The organism is Flavobacterium resistens (assembly GCF_900182645.1).
Lineage (GTDB): Bacteria > Bacteroidota > Bacteroidia > Flavobacteriales > Flavobacteriaceae > Flavobacterium > Flavobacterium resistens.
This window is the reverse complement of record NZ_FXTA01000005.1, coordinates 185,689-203,556: the sequence shown is the minus strand read 5'-3', so window position 1 is coordinate 203,556 and position 17,868 is coordinate 185,689. Positions and strand designations below refer to the sequence as shown.

Below are 17,868 nucleotides of genomic sequence, written 5' to 3'. Positions count from 1 at the left end.
ATTGATAACAATAGATAGCATTAATGATTGGTTCATTCAAAATTTTGGTGCAATTACAATAGAACAAGTTAAAAGCTGGTTTGTTTATAATCCAGACGAAAAATTATTATTTAATACCGGTTTATTTCTCGGATTATTTCTGGTTTTTTATTTTGTGTATGCTTTTTTACGCAAAACATTTTATTTGAGATTAACGTATGTTATTCTCTTCTCACTTTTCTTTTACTATAAGTCAAGCGGTGTTTACTTTTTACTTTTATTACTTTCCTCTGTTGTAGATTATGGATTAAGTCAGATTATTTATAGAGCAACAAAAGAAAGTTCTAAGAAAATATATCTTGTAATAAGCGTAATCTTGAATTTGGGATTATTAGGTTATTTCAAGTACATGAACTTTATGATTGTGACATTCAATGATATGTTTCATGGCAATTATCAGCTTCATGATATTTTTCTTCCTGTTGGAATTTCGTTTTATACTTTCCAGTCGATGAGTTATATTATTGAAATTTACCGTGAAGAAATTAAGCCAACCAAAAATTACATCGAATATTTATTTTTCGTTTCGTTTTTCCCGCAGTTAGTTGCCGGACCAATCGTGCGTGCAAAAGACTTTCTTCCGCAGATTTATCAAAAATTAAATCTTTCGAGACAAGATGTAAACAACGCTTTGTTTTTGATTATTGGCGGATTGATTAAGAAAACAGTAATCTCGAATTATATTTCCGTAAACTTTGTTGATCGTGTTTTTGATACGCCGTTGAGTTATACTTCTTTTGAGAATTTAATGGCTTCTTACGGTTATGCAATTCAAATTTATTGTGATTTCTCAGGATATTCAGATATGGCAATCGGAATCGCTTTATTGCTTGGATTCAAATTGCCAGTCAATTTTAGAACGCCATATAAATCAACTTCAATAACTGATTTCTGGAGAAGATGGCACATTTCGCTTTCAACTTGGCTGAAAGATTTCTTATATATTTCGATGGGAGGAAACCGTGAAGGATCTTTTGCGGGATATTTATTCCCTAGTTTGTTTTTCTTTGGATTGTTGGTTTGGGGAATCACAAGTTATAATACAAGTGTAATTCCGTTGATTGTTGCGTCCGTTTCAATATTACTTTTTTGTTTGTCATTTTTACTTTCCAGCAAAAAGAAACAAACTCTGGTAACTAATTTAAATTTATTCACCACAATGCTTTTGGGCGGATTATGGCACGGAGCAGGAGCACAATTTATCGTTTGGGGAGCTTTACACGGATTGGCTTTGGCGATTCATAAAATTTTCGTGGAGATTTTCCCTTCTAAAAAAGATAAAAGTCCAAATTTCCTTTGGAGATTTTTCTCCATCGTAATTACATTCCATTTTGTAGTTTTCTGCTGGATTTTCTTCCGTGCAAGAGATTTCGAAACGGCTTTACAGGTAATTAATAATATTGGCCAATTAACATTCGAACCAGAACTTTGGAAAACAATTGTAATTGGTTATAAAAATGTATTCGGATTAATGTTGTTTGGTTATGTGTGGCATTTCTTACCAGAAACCTTCACAAATGGAATGAAATCTGTTTTTGATAAAACGCCAATATTAGTAAAAGCAATAATTCTAGGATTCGTTTATTGGATTGTTTATGCAACAGCAGTAGCAGGATCACAACCTTTCATATACTTTCAATTTTAATTTAAAAGGTTCAAAGAGACAAAGTAACAAAGGCGCAAAGGTTTATTCTTTTGCGTTTTTTGTTTCACGCATATTTTGGCAGATTTAATTTTTTAGAACTTAAAATTATAATCTGTTTGAATCTGCTTAAATCTTTTTAAATCTGCGTGAAAAAACTTTCCGGCTTTGCGAGCAAAATAACATACCATTCTTTGCGTATCCCGATGGCTATCGGGATCGCGTTCTTTGCGGTTAAATGCATACAAATAAAAATTGCCTGAAATATCTAATTAGATTATCTTTGCACTTCAAATAAAGAAAATAATATGTTTGATAATTTAAGCGATAAGTTAGATAAAGCGTTCCATATATTAAAAGGACACGGTAAAATTACAGAAGTAAACGTTGCCGATACTTTAAAAGAAGTGCGTCGTGCATTACTTGATGCCGATGTTAACTTTAAAATTGCTAAAGATTTTACAGCTAGAGTAAAAGACAAAGCAATTGGTCAGGACGTACTTACAACCTTACAACCAGGACAATTATTAGTAAAACTGGTAAAAGATGAGTTGACGGAATTAATGGGTGGAGATGTTGCTGGTGTTAACTTATCAGGAAATCCAACTGTTATTTTGATGTCGGGGCTTCAAGGTTCTGGTAAAACTACTTTCTCAGGCAAATTAGCCAACTTTTTAAAGACTAAGAAAAATAAAAAACCACTTCTTGTAGCGTGTGATATCTACCGTCCAGCGGCGATTAATCAGCTTCATGTTGTTGGAGATCAAATAGGTGTTGAGGTTTACTCAGAACCAGAAAACAAAAATCCTGTTGAGATTGCTCAAAATGCAATCAAACATGCAAAAGCAAACGGTTTCAATGTCGTAATTGTCGATACAGCCGGACGTCTTGCAGTAGATCAGGAAATGATGGATGAAATTGCTCGTGTACACAAAGCAATTCAACCACAAGAAACATTGTTCGTTGTCGATTCGATGACAGGACAAGATGCTGTAAACACAGCAAAAGCTTTCAACGATATCTTGAATTTTGATGGAGTTATTTTAACGAAATTAGATGGTGATACTCGTGGTGGAGCTGCGCTTTCGATCAAATCGATTGTAAACAAACCAATCAAATTTGTTGGTACTGGAGAAAAAATGGAAGCAATTGATGTTTTCTATCCAGAACGTATGGCTGAGCGTATCTTAGGAATGGGAGACGTTGTGTCTCTTGTTGAAAGAGCTCAGGAACAATTTGACGAAGAAGAAGCTAGAAAACTTCAAAAGAAAATCGCTAAAAACGAATTTGGTTTTGATGACTTCTTAACGCAGATTCAGCAAGTGAAAAAAATGGGTAACATGAAAGACTTGGTTGGAATGATACCAGGTGCTTCAAAAGCCATGAAAGATGTAGAAATTGAAGATGATGCTTTCAAACATATCGAAGCTATCATTCACTCGATGACGCCAGGAGAAAGAAGTAAACCAGCCATTATCGACGTAAAAAGAAAAGCCAGAATCGCTAAAGGTTCGGGAACTAAAGTCGAGCAAGTAAATCAGTTAATGAAGCAGTTTGACCAAATGAGCAAGATGATGAAGATGATGCAAGGTCCGGGCGGAAAAAACCTAATGAAAATGATGGGCGGAATGAAAGGAATGCCAGGCGGAATGCCGAGATAATAAAATTAAAAGTTTCAAGTTTCAGGTTTCAAGTTAGAGACTGAAATTTGAAACTTTTTTAATTACATAAATATTTAAGTTTCACAAATAACGTGAAACATGAAACTTTAAACCTGAAACAAAACACAATGCAACTACTAGACGGTAAAAAAACATCTAACGACATTAAAAACGAAATTGCAATCGAAGTTCAATCTATAAAAGCAGCTGGAGGAAAAGTGCCTCATTTAGCAGCGGTTTTAGTTGGAAACAATGGTGCAAGTTTAACTTACGTAGGAAGTAAAGTAAAATCATGTCAGGAAATCGGATTTGATTCTACTTTAGTAAGTCTGCCGGAAACGATTACCGAAGACGAATTGCTTGCGAAAATAAAAGAGTTAAACGAAGATGATAATCTAGATGGATATATTGTTCAGTTGCCTTTGCCGAAACACATTGACGAGCAAAAAATCTTATTAGCAATCGATCCTGATAAAGACGTAGACGGATTTCATCCAACTAACTTTGGTAGAATGGCACTTGAAATGGAAAGTTTTATTCCAGCAACACCATTCGGAATTATGGAATTATTAGAGCGTTACAAAGTTGAAACTTCAGGAAAACATACAGTCGTAATTGGAAGAAGTCATATCGTTGGGCGTCCAATGAGTATCTTAATGAGCCGCAAAGGAAATCCTGGAGATTCTACAGTTACTTTGACTCACAGTCGTACTAAAAACTTAGAAGAATACACTAAAAATGCTGATATTATCATCACAGCTTTAGGAGTTCCAGAATTCTTAAAAGCAGATATGGTAAAAGAAGGAGTAACAATTATTGACGTTGGAATTACTCGTGTAGAAGATGCATCAAACGCAAAAGGATACGTTATCAAAGGTGACGTTGATTTTGACGGCGTAAGCAAAAAAGCATCATTCATAACACCAGTTCCAGGTGGAGTAGGACCAATGACAATTGCGATGTTGCTTAAAAATACACTTTTAGCGCGTAAAATGAGAAGTGCAAGAAATCAATAATTTTTTTTCAAAATACTTTGCAAAGCCTGTTCATTTGAGCAGGCTTTGTTGTTTTTAATATTTAATTAATAGTTTAAAGTTTCGGTTCTTAAAAATAAAGGATACTTTTGCACCACTTAAAAAAACACTTCTCCAAATGGACGATTATTATTCGTTAGTATTTAATTAAAAGCAGCTTTTGAAATTTCAAAATGCTGCGATAAAAACCTGTATTTTGAAATGAAAGCCTTTTACACAAACGACAACGGATTACTAGAAATACCAAAATGGATTCCAAATTGCTGGATAAGTATCGAGGATCCTACAGAAACAGAAAAAAAATACTTATTAGAAGAACTTCAAATTCCTGAAGCATTCTACAATGATATTGAGGATATTGATGAAAGACCCCGTATAGAAGTCGAAGACGGGTGGACACTTATTATCATGCGTGTTCCTATAAAAAGTAACGATATTAAACTTCCTTTTCAAACCATTCCGATGGGGGTGATTTTCAAAGATGATATTTGCGTGACAATTACTTTTTACAAAACAGAGGTTATATATGATTTTATGTTGTATTCACGACGCAAATGCATTCAGGTGAAAAATAATTTTGACTGGGTTTTGAGATTGCTTTTGTCATCGAGTGTTTGGTATCTAAAATATTTGAAACAAGTAAATCAAAAAATAAAACTGGCCGAGGATAATTTAGAGAAATCTATTAAAAATGAAGAGCTGCAGGCATTGCTTCAAATTGAAAAATGTTTGGTTTTCTTTATTACATCTTTAAAAGCAAATGATGTTTTATTTCAACGCATTAAAAATCTAAAAGCACACAAAGCAGAGTACGATTTGGATTTGTTAGAAGATGTTGAAATCGAATTAAGTCAGGCACAAGACACGGCAAATATTTATAGTAATATCTTGACCGGAATGATGGATGCTTATGCCTCGGTGATTTCAAATAATATGAATAACATCATGAAGCAGATGACTTCAATTTCTATCATCTTAATGATTCCAACTCTAATTGCCAGTTTGTACGGAATGAACGTACCAAACGGTTTAGAAGAAAGCAAATACGGAATCTGGATTCTACTTTTAGTCTCCATCATCTTATCAACTTTCGGAGTCTTTTTATTCAAAAGAAGAAGATGGTTTTAAATTAAAAATTCACAACAAAAGCCTGTTCATTATGTGAATAGGCTTTTTTCGTTTTATATGCTTTGGGCGTGACCGTCTCGTTGCAAAAGGGCAAATATGCTTTATGGTTATGCGCCCTTTTGCAACGAGACGGTCGGGCTATTCGCTCCGCTGCGGCGGATTGCTTCTATCCCTCACGCGGCTCTCAGGTAATAACAAATCACTTTTCTACAAGGGTTTAAAATTTTTTCAGAAAAAAAACTTTAAACCTCAATAAAATAAAAAGTGTTTTTTTATTTGTCAATCCAAAATAAATAATAACTTTGTACTGCAAAGTACTTTTATTATGAATCAGAAACACCAAGAAGATTTAGCACATATTCGTTCCATGATGGAGCGTTCTTCACGATTTATATCATTAAGCGGACTTTCGGGAGTCTTTGCTGGACTTTCGGCCTTAATTGGCGGTTTGTATGTATATCAGTTGTTTAAGGTAAATGGTATTGAGTATTTTACTGATGATCATATTTTGTTATCTGGAAACTTGGTTTCTCATTTATTCCTGACTGGAGTTGTAATTTTAGTTTGTGCATTTGTATTTGGAGCCTTTTTTACAATTAGAAAATCCCGAAAATACAATTTGCCAATTTGGACATCAGCAACAAAAAAAATGCTGTTTAATTTAGCCGTTCCATTAGTGGCGGGAGGTATTTTCTGTTTGGCCTTAATCTATCACGGATATTTCGGTTTAGTTGCGCCATCAACTTTGATATTTTACGGTCTTGCAGTGATAAATGCCGAAAAATATACTTTTTCAGATATAAAATATTTGGGCTTTTTGGAGCTTATTTTAGGAGGTATTTCGCTTTTTTATATAGGTTATGGTTTGATATTTTGGATTATTGGATTCGGAATCCTGCATATTATATACGGATTAGTGATGTTCAAAAAATACAAATAACCCAATGGGAATTATTGATAAACTAAATAAAGATTTTGAAAGCCGTGTCAGACTGGGTATTATGTCCGTTTTGATGGTTAACGACTGGGTAGATTTTACCGAGATGAAAACCCTTTTGAATATCACCGATGGTAATTTAGCAAGTCATGCCTCAGCGCTTGAAAAATCAGAATATATTGAAGTTAAAAAAGAATTTGTTGGAAAAAAACCGCGTACATCTTATCAGGTAACTGCTTTAGGACGTGCGGCTTTTAAAGAGCATCTTTCTTACCTTGAAAAATTAATGAAATCTTAATAACTATATTTTTTTGTCTAATAACTTTGAAATGCAAAGTACTTTTAATTAAATAACCATGAAAAAACACCACATTATTTTAGTTTGCAGTTTTATCTTTTTACTGCTTTTTTACAGAGAAGATCCAGGACTTAACTGGTCTATTTTTGGACTTGTCTTAATTGGATTTATTTGCTATTTCTTTCAGGATAAATTTACTGAAAGAACACATTTAATATTGGTCATAACATCGGTTTTGTCTTGTTTGGCTTTCGGATGGTACGGTGATGCGGCTTCTTTCTTTGCAATGGCAATTTCAATTTTGTTTTTGCAGTTCAAAACGCAGGATAATAAATTAAAAATCGTTCAGGTTTTTCCATTGATATTCCTAAACGGAATAACTTCTTTAGGGCGTATCTGGATTTTCAAACAATGGCTTCCAGAAAAGCAAATTCATAATAATTTTGCTAAAAAGTTGGTTGCTTTTGTTTTAATTCCAGCTATTTTTCTAGGATTGTTTTTCGTTGTCTATTCTTTTGGGAGCGCGCATTTTTCTTCTCTTTTTACAGATTATCAATTAGATATTGATGTGCCACAGTTTTTGCTGTTAAGTATTGCAGGTTTTTATATCTCATTCAGTTTTTGGAATTATTGGGTTCCTGAAGTTTGTTATGAAAAAAATGAACTTCTTGATAATGAGTTTAAAAATATTGCCGAAGTCAAAAGCCAGAATACATTTTCATTTCTAGATTTAGATTTCGAAAGAAAAAGCGGTGTAATTACTTTAGGATTGCTGAATTTGATGCTTTTGGTTTTTATCGTAACGTATAATTACGAACAGTTTTTTGAAGTAGTTACGGCGCAGGCTTCTAAATTGAGTGCTGATACACATGAAAGAGTAAATTCTGTTATCCTTTCAATTTTAATGGCGGTTGGCGTAATTATGTTTTATTTCAAAGGCGGATTCAATTTTGATAAAAAAGCAACTCTTCTTAAAACACTTTCTAAGATCTGGATTTTTCTAAATGGAGTTTTGATTGTAAGTACTTTTGTCAAAAATGCTGAATATGTTTCATTTTTTGGTTTAACATATAAACGTTTGGGAGTTTATGCTTTTCTTATTTTGGCAATTATTGGTTTGGTTTATACTTTTTTGAAAATCGCAAAACAGAAAACAAATGCTTATTTGGTCAATCAAATGGTTTGGTATTTTTATGGAACGGTTCTTTTGTGCAGTTATGTAAATTGGGGAAATTTAATTACAAATTATAATATCTCTGTAAATAAAGGAGTAACGCCACAATTTCTAAGCAGTTTGAATTTTAACGATGATACTCGTAGAGAATATTTTCAAAAAAATAATTTAGATGGTGGTAAAACTGAAATACAAAGAGAGGAATTGATTGATTTTTACCAAAACGCTACTTTCCTGTCTAAAGCATTTTATTATGATTTCCTGACAGAAAAAAAATAAGAAATTAAAAATCCCGAACTGTTTTATGGTTCGGGATTTTTTATGATTTTACTTTAATTATCGCCTCTTTTTTTAAATCGGGGATCGTGTTTTGAGATAAATGTTGTTCTTCGATTGGAAGCTGGTTTCGGACTTTCGACTTTTGGAAAACTTGCTTCTTCCGTTTTGCTCGAAGGCTCAATTAACTGATTTAATTCTTTTATTTCAGCATCAGTCAAATCACGGTATCGACCAACAGGAACGTCTAGAGAAATATTGATAATTCTAATACGTTTCAACGCCGTAACTTCATAACCCAAATATTCAGACATTCTTCGAATTTGGCGGTTTAAACCTTGAGTCAGAATAATTTTGAAAGTGTATTTGCTGATTTGCTCAACTTTACATTTTTTAGTTACCGTATCCAAAATCGGAACACCATTTCCCATTCTCTGAATAAAACGATCTGTAATGGGTTTGTTTACTGTAACCGTATATTCTTTTTCGTGATTGTTTCGGGCGCGCAAAATCTTGTTTACGATATCACCGTCATTCGTCATAAAAATTAATCCTTCACTCGCTTTATCCAATCTTCCAATTGGGAAAATACGTTTTGGATAATTAATATAATCAACAATATTATTTCGGACTTCTAAATTAGTTGTACATTCAATTCCAACCGGTTTGTTGAATGCCAAATAAATCATTTTTTCGTGTTTCTCCACGATTAATTTTCCATCTACGCGTATTTCATCATTTGGTGAAACTTTAGTTCCCATTTCCGGCACAACACCATTTATTGTCACACGTCCTTCTTCGATAAGTTTATCGGCTTCGCGACGAGAACAAAATCCCGTTTCGGCAATAAATTTATTAAGACGTTTTAAATTTTCTTCCATAGTGCAAAAGTAGGCAAAATTTAGATTTGTTAGATCTTTAGATTTTAGATTTCCCGTAATCTTGTCATTCCGAGGAACGAGGAATCTCCACACGTAACTCCGCACAGAATAGCGGACAATCTTTGTCGAGCTACTTGTGGAGATTCCTCGTTCCTCGGAATGACAAAACTAGGGATAAGTATTAAAAGATAAACCTTTGTCCCTTTGTTGCTCTGTCACTTTGAACCTTAAGAATGAAATTCTTTGCTGTCTTCCGGAGTTTCATTTCTTTCAAACATTCCATAATCGCGAACAACAGTTGCAATTCGTAAATGATAATCTTTAAAAACTTCATTTCTGCCTTTTTCCTGTGCCTGACGATGCATTTCAAGATTTCGCCATTGTTGAATGCTTTTTTCATCTCTCCAAAACGACAAAGACAAAATTTTTCCAGGATCAGCTAAGCTTTGAAATCTTTCTATAGAAATGAATCCATCAATATGGTTTAATTCAGGTTTTAGATTTGCGGCTATATCTAAATATTCTTCTTTTCTTCCTTCGTTCGGAATAACTTCAAAAATTACAGCTATCATATTTTTATTTTTTATTGTAATGAAATCCATATTGTTTTTGGCAATCTGGCGTTGATCATGGGTTCGTATTGAATATTATTTTCTAAAAGTTCTATTGTTTTATAGTTATCAAATAAAAACCATAAAGCTTCAGTGGCTAAATGAATTGAAAAATGTTTTGCAAGACACATATGACCGCCAATTCCGAAAGTCAGATTTTCGTTATTGTTACTTCTTTCAATGTCAAAGTTAATTGGATTTTCAAATTTTTCAGAATCAAGATTTGCCGATGCAAGTACAATTAATATCTGATCACCTTTTTTAATTTGGCTTTCGCCGATAGAAATATCTTCAGTCGCAATTCGTCTTGTATTATGAATTGGAGGATTAAAACGCAACGTTTCAATAACCGATTTTTGTATTTCATCTTTATTTGAAAACGTCTTGTAATTCAGAATCTGTAATAATGAATTACTTAAAATTCCTCTTCCGGCATCAAAACTCTGAATAAATAATCCAATTAAATTGCTAATGCTTATTGTTTTTATTTCGTCAAGCGAAAGAGAATTTGCTTCCGAAATTTTGGCTTGCAAAGATTCGAAAAAATGTAATGAAGAAAGCTGCTTTTCTACAATCAAAAAGATTGCTGACGAAACTTCATTTATCAATTTCACTTGTTCTTCTGTTTTCTGCGGAAGCATTATTTTAACCAAAGATTCAATTTTTTCTGAAATAAATTCACAATCTTTTTCTTCAAAACCAAAACTTCTCAGAACAACCAAAACAGGCAATTTTTTGCAAACCGAATTTACCCAATCGATTTTATTTTCAGTCAGATCACTTTTTATTAATTGAGAAATAATCAAATTAATAGCAACTGTTTTCATTTTTGAGAACAGCAACATTGCAATTTCTTTTGAAATCTCATGCTGAATTCCGTTTGATAATCGTGTCAGATTATTTAAAATTTCTAGAGTCTTTTTATTCAGTTTTTGTTCGTTGTTCGCATTTACAACTGGAATTTCAGCTTTTGAATTTTTCAAAATTGAAACGCAATCTTCATAAGAATATATTGCCCATATTTTATTCGTTTCATCCCAATAAACCCGATTGTTTTGCAACATGGTTTTGTAGATCAAATAAGGATTGCTGACATCAGATTTAAGGAATAAAGTAGGATTCATGTAGAATGTTTTTAGCAAAGTTATTTAACTTTACAAGGCAATAGTTCATTCTGTACTTAACTATGAAAATTTAGATGGAAGATCAATTTATAAAAACGGCATCTTTAATTGGCGACCCAACACGCGCCTCAATTTTATGGACTTTAATGGACGGAAGAGCTTTTACAGCCACAGAATTAGCGGTTTCTGTAAATACTTCACCACAAAATATAAGCATGCATTTAGGAAAACTTCTCGATGCCAATTTGCTTTGTGTAGAAAAACAAGGACGTCATAAATATTATAGATTTTCGAATAAAGAAGTCGCTTACGCACTTGAAGCAATGGCAAGTTTAGTTCCGAAACCAGAAATTCTTTCAAAAAATAAACCCGAAAAATATCCTCCAATAAAATTTTGCCGAACTTGTTATGATCATTTAGCCGGAAAAATTGGTGTTGCGTTAACGGATAGTTTATTGGAACAAAATATTATTAAAGAAAATAATAATGCATTTGAAATTAGCATTGAAGGAAAAAAATGGTTTTCTGATTTTGGAATTAATTTAGAAGAAGCGCAAAAGCAAAAGCGAATATTTCTAAAACCCTGTTTAGATTGGAGCGAACGAAGAAATCACATTGCCGGTTCAGTTGGAACTTTGCTTTTCAATAAAATGAAAAATGAAGATTGGTTGAGAAAAACCGAAAATTCCAGAGCAATAATTGTGACTGCAAAAGGAGAGAAGGAGTTGTTGAAGTATTTTAAAATTGTTGTTTAGATAGCGCTTGTCATCCTGAGCGAAGTCGAAGGAACACAAGAAACTCCATTCCTAAAATCGTCAATCTTTGTCGAGCTGCTTGTGGCCCTTCGACTTCGCTCAGGGTGACAAAAATATGGAAAAACCTTTGTCTCTCTGTTACTTTGAACCTTCAAAAAGAAACTCAATGACTTTATCATACAATTCATCATCATGCATTCCGTGACCTAAACCAGTTGTTTCGATAAATTGACTATTTTTCCAGTTGCTTGCTATTTTTTTTCCTTCTTCAAAAGCAACAATTTTATCGGAAACATCGTGAGCAATCAAGCCTGGAATATTAAATTCTGAAGCAAATTTTTGTCCTGAAAAATCTTCTAATTTAAAATTGAATCTATCGAGAAATTTGCTTTCCAAAAGCGAAAACATTTTGGTATTGAGACTCAACATTGAGATGTAATTGTCAATCAAAGTTTTCAATTCTGACGGAGCTCCCAAAATTACCATTTTATTAATGCTAGTATTTGGAAATAAATATTGATGATAAATAGATGCAGCACCGCCAATCGAATGTCCGATAATTATTTCCGGCTGATATTTTTCGACTGCCTTATTAATAAATGCCGCATAAAGAGGAACATTGAATTCTTTTCCGCTACTTTGCCCGTGCGCTGGTGCATCAATTGCAATAATAGTGCTTCCTGATTTTTGAAGATGAGGTAACGTTTTTTTCCAACGCGAAGCATTGCTTTCCCAGCCGTGAACTAACAAAATTTTGGTTTCATTTCCTTTCCAGATATAGGTTTGAAAATGATGTTCGTTATGATGAAAAATTTCTGTTTCTGTATTCTTTAAAACTTTTGGTAGTTCTTCTTTTTGCAGCCTTCCAATTCTTGGCTGGCTAAAAAGTGCATAAGAAAGTTCAACGGCTTTTTGCGGACGCACATAACTCAAAAAGTTAATATAAGATCCAACTGATTTTAATGTAATGAAGCGAATGCCTTTTTTAATTCCCAAAACTTAAATTTTTTCTAAAGGTAAAAAATATGATTTTAATCTTTTGCAAAAAAAAATTAATGCAAAAAAAAAGTCCCGATTTAATCGGGACTTGATATTTAGAATTTTGCGAACAATTGTTCCATTTTTTCTTTTTCTTCTTCAGCTAATTGAGTATCAACTAAAATTCTTCCAGAGTGTTCATCAGTGATGATTTTCTTTCTTGAAGCAATTTCAACCTGAGTTTGTGGTGGAATTGTAAAGAAAGATCCCGCAGAAGCTCCTCTTTCAATAGAAACTACAGCTAATCCGTTACGAACGCTGCTTCTGATTCTGTTGTAAGCAGCTAATAATCTGTCTTCGATTTGAGAAGCATATTCAGCAGATTTCTCGCTCAAGAAAGCTTCTTCTTTCTGAGTTTCAGCCATGATAGCATCTAATTCAGATTTTTTATGTTTTAAATGAGAGCTTTTAGCATCAAGTTTTTCTTTTAAATTAGAAATAACTTCTTTTTTGTGCTCGATAGAAGCTTTCATTTCTTTGATTTGCTTTTCAGCTAATTGAATTTCCAATTCTTGAAATTCAACCTCTTTAGTCAAAGAATTAAATTCTCTGTTATTACGAACTGATTCTTGTTGTTTTGTGTATTTTTTGATAACCTCTTTGTGCTCTTCAATAGCAATTTTCTTTGCTTTGATTTGCTCCTCAATCACTTCAAGTTCACTTTTCAGTTTCTCTGAACGCGTGCTTAAACCTGCAACTTCATCTTCTAAATCTTCCACTTCTAAAGGAAGTTCTCCTCTCACGTTTCTGATTTCGTCAATTCTAGAGTCAATAAGCTGTAAATCGTATATTGCTCTTAACTTGTCCTCAACACTTAATTCTTTCGTATTCGCCATATTCTATAAGTTTCTATAAGTACTTAACTGGATTTGTATTTTCTTCTGATAAAATGATGGCAAAATTAAGGATTTTTTTTCGAAGATAATCAACAATATAGTTTTTTGTATAGCGTTCGCTCTCAAAATGACCAATATCTGCTAAAAGTAGTCGATTTTCGGCCTCATAAAATTGATGGTATTTTAAGTCGGCGGTCAAAAATGCATCGGCTCCAGCCTGAATTGCATTTTTTATGGCAAAACTTCCTGAGCCGCCTAAAACAGCTACTTTTTTGATTTTTTTGCCTAAAAATGCCGAATGGCGTATTCCGTCGGCAATCATTTTGTTTTTTACGAAGTGAAGAAATTCCTTTTCATCCATTTCATTTTCAAATTCGCCAATCATTCCCAAACCAATATTCTGATGCGGATTTTCAAGATTATAAATTTCATAAGCGACTTCCTCATATATATGATTGGCAAAAAGCGCTTTTAAAATTCTGGATTGTAAATGCTTTTCAAATGTAACTTCGATTTTTATTTCTTGAGTTTCTGTTAATTCATGACGCTCACCAATTACGGGATTGCTTTCTGAATTTCCTTTGTAAGTTCCAATTCCTTCCGAATTAAAGCTGCAATTGTCATAATTTCCAATTGTTCCAGCGCCAGCATCGAATAAAGCTTGACGCACTTTTTGAGCATTTTCTGGAACTGTATAAGTAACTAATTTTTGAATAAAATTCTGTTTCGGAATTAAAACTTTGGTATTTGTCAAGCCCAACGCATCACAAAATATTTTATTTACTCCAGCCGAATGATTATCTAAAGCGGTGTGAACGGCATAAATCGCAATATCATTTTTAATCGCTTTTAAAATGGCACGTTCAACATAATTTTTTCCAGTAATTTTTTTTATTCCTGAAAACAGAATTGGGTGAAAACAAACAACCAAATTGCAATTTTTAGAAATCGCCTCGTCAATTACATTTTCCAGAGCGTCGTGGCAAACCAAAACGCCCGTGCTTTCGGTTTCAGCATCTCCGACTAAAAGTCCAACATTGTCAAAATCTTCGGCGTAAGCCAAAGGAGACATTTCTTCGAGAACTGAGATTATATTTTTGATTTTCATTTTTGCTTTTAGTTTCAGGTTTCAGGTTTAATTTGTTTCAGGTTTCATGCCGTTGGAGAAAAATTGAAATGCGAAACCTGAAGCAAATTCGTAAAACAAATTAACGAAAAAAATTATACTTTCGTAAAATGAACTTACTTCGAAAATTACTTTTTCCATTTGCCATTTTATACGGATTTATTACTTCGATCCGAAATTTTCTATTTGATAGAGGAATTCTGAAATCGACTTCATTTAATATTCCTGTAATTGCTGTTGGAAATTTAAGTGTTGGCGGAACTGGAAAAACGCCACAAATCGAATATTTGATTCGGTTATTGTCAGATAAATATCAAATCGCAACTTTAAGCCGAGGTTATAAAAGAAAGTCGGAAGGTTTTGTTTTAGCTGACAAAAATTCCAATGCCGAAATTTTAGGAGATGAACCTTTTCAGTTTTATCAAAAATTTCCATTTGTTATGGTTGCTGTTGATGCGAATAGAACAAATGGAATAAGACAATTGCTTTCGCAACAAATTACGCCCGAAATTATTTTGCTTGATGATGCCTATCAACACCGAAAAGTAAAAGCTGGTTTTTATATTTTGTTGACTTCGTATGATGATTTATATTCAGACGATTTTATGTTGCCAACTGGGAATTTACGCGAAAGTAGAAATGGAGCAAACCGAGCAAAAATTGTAATTGTAACAAAATGCCCAAAAGATTTATCAGATGAAAAACAGGCTGAAATTCGATTGAAATTAAATTTAAGTTGTTCGCAACAAAGCTTTTTTACGTTTATAGATTATGATGATGAAATTTATAGTAAAGAAGAAAAAATAGAAATAAATCAAATTAAATCAGAATCAAAATTGATTTTGGCTGGAATTGCAAAACCAAAACCATTTTTTGATTATCTTAAAAATGAAAATGATGAATGTCTGACTTTTCCGGATCATCATCATTTTTCTGATGCGGATTTAGATTCCATTCAGGAAAAAGCAAAAGGCAGAAAAATAATTACAACAGAGAAAGATTACGTAAGATTGAAAGATTCAAAATTGGTTTCACAATTGTATTATCTTCCAATAAAAAGCACTTTTATCAATCATCAACAAAATTTTGATGCAACGATTTTAGAGTATGTGAAAACAAACTTAGAAGCTTAGTTAATCAAAAAACTTAGCAATTGTACTATAAAATTCGTCTGGAACAAATGGTTTTGTAATTACATCGTTCATTCCGAAAGATAAAAGCATATCACGGTTTTCGTCAAGCGAAATGGCTGTTAAGGCAATAATTGGAGTTGTTTTGTCAAACTCTCGAATCAATTTTGTAGCCGTTGTTCCGTTGATGCCAGGCAAATGCACATCCATCAAAACCATGTCAAAACGTTTTACTTTTAAAAGTTCGACAGCTTCTTCTCCATTGTCAATTATTTCACAGCAAATGGCTTTGTTTTCCAGCATTTTTCGAGTAATCATCTGATTGATTTTGTTGTCTTCAATCAATAAAATCGATTTATGCTCTAATTGCTTGTCACTGTATAGTTTTGTGTTTTCTTCAACAACTTCTAATGGCTCTGTATTAATATGGAAATTTAATTTGAAAGTAAAAGTTGAACCTTTGCCAACTTCACTTTTTAATTTTATTTCGCCGCCAAGTAACTCAATTAATTTTTTTACAATAGTAAGACCTAAGCCTGTTCCGCCATATTTACGGTTTACTTCAATAGAACCTTGCGAAAAACTTTCAAAAACAGATTGCAGCTTGTCTTCCGGAATTCCAATTCCAGTATCTACGATTTCAAAATAAACAGTGGCATTTTCTTCTTCAATCGCATATAATTTTGCGATTACATTGACATGTCCATTTTGTGTGAATTTTAAAGCGTTGTTGATTAAGTTTAGTATAATTTGAGACAATTTAGTTGGGTCACCAATTAAATTATCAGGAATTGCTTCGTCAATTTCAAGATTGAAGTAATTCTTATTGGCTGTTGCCAATTCTTTTAAAGAGCTTTGAATGTTAAACAGAAGTTCTTTTAAATTGAAACTAATATATTCAACTTCAACCTTAGTCGAATCAATTTTATTGATTTCCAGAATTTCATTGATAAAAGTAGTCAGGTAGTTTCCTGAGAATTTCAGTGATTCTAAATACTTCAGCTGGTTTTTTTTAGGATTGTCTTCTAAAAGCAAATGTGTAATTCCGTTGATTGCATTAAGCGGAGTCCGGAGTTCATGACTTACTGTCGATAAAAATTCAGATCTGGCTTTTGACGCTTTTTCGGCTTTGTTTTTTGCCAAGATCAGTTCCTTATTTTTTTCTCTTAAAAGTAAATTATTCTGGTTTCGAATAATATTGTTTTTATAAAGCGCCAGACTTAAAAGCGATAAAATCGAAATCAATGCAATTGCCAGAATACTTACTAATTTTGAATAACGATATGTTTTTAGCTGAATTTTTTGGTCACTTTCTCGTTGAAGTGTATTGTTTATTGATTGCGTTTTTTTGAATTTCTCAAATTCATTGAGATCCAATTTTGCGTTTTTAAGTTTTAGAATATAATTTTCAATCTGATAATGCTCATCTAAATAAGAATAAGCAAGATCAAAATTTCTGTTTTTTTTGTAATACTGACTGATAGCAAGTATAATCTTAGATTTTTGAACCAGATTGTTGTTTTTTGCGCTATAATCGAGCGCATTGTCAAAATAAACTAAAGCCGAATCATTTCGTTTAAGTGCAGTTTCAAGAAGTCCAAGCTGATAATAAGAATCTGCTTTTGTTTTAAGGATTTTTGGATTATCAGGTTTCTTTACTATTTTTTGGAAAGTTTTTGCAGAAAGTGGCAAATTTTTTCCAATTTTTAAAGCCATCGCTTTTTGATAACCTAAAATTTCGCCATGATCAACAATTTTTAATTCTTTTAATAAGCTGTCCGCTTTTTTATAATAAATATTGCCAATTTCAAAATTTCCCTGCGCAGTATTGGTGGCTCCAATATAGTGCAAAGCCAATATTTTTGTGCATGTTGGTTTTACTTTATCAAATAGAGAAACGCTTTTATGAAAGTTTTTTAAAGCTGCATCAAATTTCTGCTGGTTGTAATAAATTTTTCCCAGTTTGAAAGTTTGATTGGCTAAATTTTCAGTTTTATTATTGGTTTGACAAAAATCAATAGATTTTTTAGTGTAAAAAAGTGCCTTATTGTACTTTTTCTTTTCGAGATTTGAGTTGGCTAATTTATTGTAATAGGAAACACTATCTGTATTCTTTTTAGTTTGAGAATACAAAATTGAACTAAAAAAACAAACAAGAATAAGAATGCGGTATTTCAT

At 32.7% G+C, this 17,868-nt stretch carries 16 protein-coding genes; 9 read left to right on the top strand and 7 right to left on the bottom strand.

Going from position 1 to position 17,868, the window contains the following annotated elements:
- Position 1 precedes the first annotated feature (1 nt).
- The 7 genes from FN795_RS17900 to FN795_RS17870 all read left to right on the top strand — a co-directional run bounded on the left by FN795_RS17900 (position 2) and on the right by FN795_RS17870 (position 8,192).
- Positions 2 to 1,684, top strand: a complete 1,683-nt coding sequence (locus FN795_RS17900) for an MBOAT family O-acyltransferase (protein WP_142451895.1) — start codon at positions 2 to 4, stop codon at positions 1,682 to 1,684.
- A gap of 305 nt (positions 1,685 to 1,989) precedes the next feature.
- The gene (gene ffh / locus FN795_RS17895; RefSeq protein WP_035650191.1) at positions 1,990 to 3,342 is read left to right on the top strand and encodes a signal recognition particle protein; all 1,353 of its coding nucleotides are present in this window, start codon (positions 1,990 to 1,992) and stop codon (positions 3,340 to 3,342) included.
- Between the two features lie 128 nt (positions 3,343 to 3,470).
- Positions 3,471 to 4,358: a bifunctional 5,10-methylenetetrahydrofolate dehydrogenase/5,10-methenyltetrahydrofolate cyclohydrolase gene (locus FN795_RS17890; RefSeq protein WP_142451894.1), complete on the top strand. Its 888-nt coding sequence runs from the start codon at positions 3,471 to 3,473 to the stop codon at positions 4,356 to 4,358.
- A 219-nt stretch (positions 4,359 to 4,577) separates the two neighbouring features.
- Positions 4,578 to 5,504, top strand: coding sequence for a magnesium transporter CorA family protein (locus FN795_RS17885; protein ID WP_035650188.1), 927 nt, complete (start codon positions 4,578 to 4,580; stop codon positions 5,502 to 5,504).
- A gap of 325 nt (positions 5,505 to 5,829) precedes the next feature.
- The gene (locus FN795_RS17880) at positions 5,830 to 6,444 is read left to right on the top strand and encodes a hypothetical protein (RefSeq protein ID WP_142451893.1); all 615 of its coding nucleotides are present in this window, start codon (positions 5,830 to 5,832) and stop codon (positions 6,442 to 6,444) included.
- A 4-nt stretch (positions 6,445 to 6,448) separates the two neighbouring features.
- Positions 6,449 to 6,739: a winged helix-turn-helix domain-containing protein gene (locus tag FN795_RS17875; RefSeq protein WP_026727744.1), complete on the top strand. Its 291-nt coding sequence runs from the start codon at positions 6,449 to 6,451 to the stop codon at positions 6,737 to 6,739.
- A 58-nt stretch (positions 6,740 to 6,797) separates the two neighbouring features.
- Positions 6,798 to 8,192 carry a DUF4153 domain-containing protein gene (locus FN795_RS17870; protein ID WP_142451892.1) on the top strand — a complete coding sequence of 465 codons (1,395 nt, stop codon included), beginning with the start codon at positions 6,798 to 6,800 and terminating at the stop codon, positions 8,190 to 8,192.
- 53 nt (positions 8,193 to 8,245) lie between these two features.
- Here FN795_RS17870 and rluF read toward each other — a convergent pair whose 3' ends face one another.
- From rluF to FN795_RS17855, 3 genes are all read right to left on the bottom strand, one after another.
- Positions 8,246 to 9,070 carry a 23S rRNA pseudouridine(2604) synthase RluF gene (gene rluF, locus FN795_RS17865; RefSeq protein WP_142451891.1) on the bottom strand — a complete coding sequence of 275 codons (825 nt, stop codon included), beginning with the start codon at positions 9,068 to 9,070 and terminating at the stop codon, positions 8,246 to 8,248.
- Between the two features lie 227 nt (positions 9,071 to 9,297).
- A complete protein-coding gene (locus tag FN795_RS17860; RefSeq protein WP_142451890.1) occupies positions 9,298 to 9,642 on the bottom strand; it encodes an antibiotic biosynthesis monooxygenase family protein in 345 nt (114 codons plus the stop codon).
- Positions 9,643 to 9,653: 11 nt separating this feature from the next.
- Complete coding sequence (locus FN795_RS17855; RefSeq protein ID WP_142451889.1) at positions 9,654 to 10,805, bottom strand: cytochrome P450; 1,152 nt, start codon at positions 10,803 to 10,805, stop codon at positions 9,654 to 9,656.
- 74 nt (positions 10,806 to 10,879) lie between these two features.
- On the opposite strand from FN795_RS17855, the gene FN795_RS17850 reads away from it, so the two are divergent.
- On the top strand, positions 10,880 to 11,560 hold the full coding sequence (locus FN795_RS17850; protein WP_142451888.1) for an ArsR/SmtB family transcription factor: 681 nt from the start codon (positions 10,880 to 10,882) through the stop codon (positions 11,558 to 11,560).
- 138 nt (positions 11,561 to 11,698) lie between these two features.
- Here FN795_RS17850 and FN795_RS17845 read toward each other — a convergent pair whose 3' ends face one another.
- The 3 genes from FN795_RS17845 to FN795_RS17835 form a co-directional block, all read right to left on the bottom strand.
- A complete protein-coding gene (locus FN795_RS17845; RefSeq protein WP_142451887.1) occupies positions 11,699 to 12,556 on the bottom strand; it encodes an alpha/beta fold hydrolase in 858 nt (285 codons plus the stop codon).
- Between the two features lie 98 nt (positions 12,557 to 12,654).
- Complete coding sequence (locus FN795_RS17840) at positions 12,655 to 13,434, bottom strand: zinc ribbon domain-containing protein (RefSeq protein WP_142451886.1); 780 nt, start codon at positions 13,432 to 13,434, stop codon at positions 12,655 to 12,657.
- Positions 13,435 to 13,447: 13 nt separating this feature from the next.
- Positions 13,448 to 14,542 carry a Nif3-like dinuclear metal center hexameric protein gene (locus FN795_RS17835; protein WP_142451885.1) on the bottom strand — a complete coding sequence of 365 codons (1,095 nt, stop codon included), beginning with the start codon at positions 14,540 to 14,542 and terminating at the stop codon, positions 13,448 to 13,450.
- A 128-nt stretch (positions 14,543 to 14,670) separates the two neighbouring features.
- On the opposite strand from FN795_RS17835, the gene lpxK reads away from it, so the two are divergent.
- Entirely contained in the window at positions 14,671 to 15,693 is a 1,023-nt protein-coding gene (gene lpxK / locus FN795_RS17830; RefSeq protein ID WP_142451884.1) for a tetraacyldisaccharide 4'-kinase, read from the top strand.
- Here lpxK and FN795_RS17825 read toward each other — a convergent pair whose 3' ends face one another.
- On the bottom strand, positions 15,694 to 17,868 hold the full coding sequence (locus FN795_RS17825) for a tetratricopeptide repeat-containing hybrid sensor histidine kinase/response regulator (RefSeq protein ID WP_142451883.1): 2,175 nt from the start codon (positions 17,866 to 17,868) through the stop codon (positions 15,694 to 15,696).

What these genes read in the sequence shown, in the direction of transcription:
- FN795_RS17850 (WP_142451888.1), top strand. Translation starts at nt 10,880, where the DNA reads ATGGAAGATCAATTTATAAAAACGGCATCTTTAATTGGCGACCCAACA.
- FN795_RS17840 (WP_142451886.1), bottom strand. Translation starts at nt 13,434, where the DNA reads ATGGCGAATACGAAAGAATTAAGTGTTGAGGACAAGTTAAGAGCAATA.
- FN795_RS17870 (WP_142451892.1), top strand. Translation starts at nt 6,798, where the DNA reads ATGAAAAAACACCACATTATTTTAGTTTGCAGTTTTATCTTTTTACTG.
- FN795_RS17890 (WP_142451894.1), top strand. Translation starts at nt 3,471, where the DNA reads ATGCAACTACTAGACGGTAAAAAAACATCTAACGACATTAAAAACGAA.
- FN795_RS17825 (WP_142451883.1), bottom strand. Translation starts at nt 17,868, where the DNA reads ATGAAATACCGCATTCTTATTCTTGTTTGTTTTTTTAGTTCAATTTTG.
- rluF (WP_142451891.1), bottom strand. Translation starts at nt 9,070, where the DNA reads ATGGAAGAAAATTTAAAACGTCTTAATAAATTTATTGCCGAAACGGGA.
- FN795_RS17880 (WP_142451893.1), top strand. Translation starts at nt 5,830, where the DNA reads ATGAATCAGAAACACCAAGAAGATTTAGCACATATTCGTTCCATGATG.
- FN795_RS17885 (WP_035650188.1), top strand. Translation starts at nt 4,578, where the DNA reads ATGAAAGCCTTTTACACAAACGACAACGGATTACTAGAAATACCAAAA.
- lpxK (WP_142451884.1), top strand. Translation starts at nt 14,671, where the DNA reads ATGAACTTACTTCGAAAATTACTTTTTCCATTTGCCATTTTATACGGA.
- FN795_RS17875 (WP_026727744.1), top strand. Translation starts at nt 6,449, where the DNA reads ATGGGAATTATTGATAAACTAAATAAAGATTTTGAAAGCCGTGTCAGA.
- FN795_RS17860 (WP_142451890.1), bottom strand. Translation starts at nt 9,642, where the DNA reads ATGATAGCTGTAATTTTTGAAGTTATTCCGAACGAAGGAAGAAAAGAA.
- FN795_RS17855 (WP_142451889.1), bottom strand. Translation starts at nt 10,805, where the DNA reads ATGAATCCTACTTTATTCCTTAAATCTGATGTCAGCAATCCTTATTTG.
- ffh (WP_035650191.1), top strand. Translation starts at nt 1,990, where the DNA reads ATGTTTGATAATTTAAGCGATAAGTTAGATAAAGCGTTCCATATATTA.
- FN795_RS17835 (WP_142451885.1), bottom strand. Translation starts at nt 14,542, where the DNA reads ATGAAAATCAAAAATATAATCTCAGTTCTCGAAGAAATGTCTCCTTTG.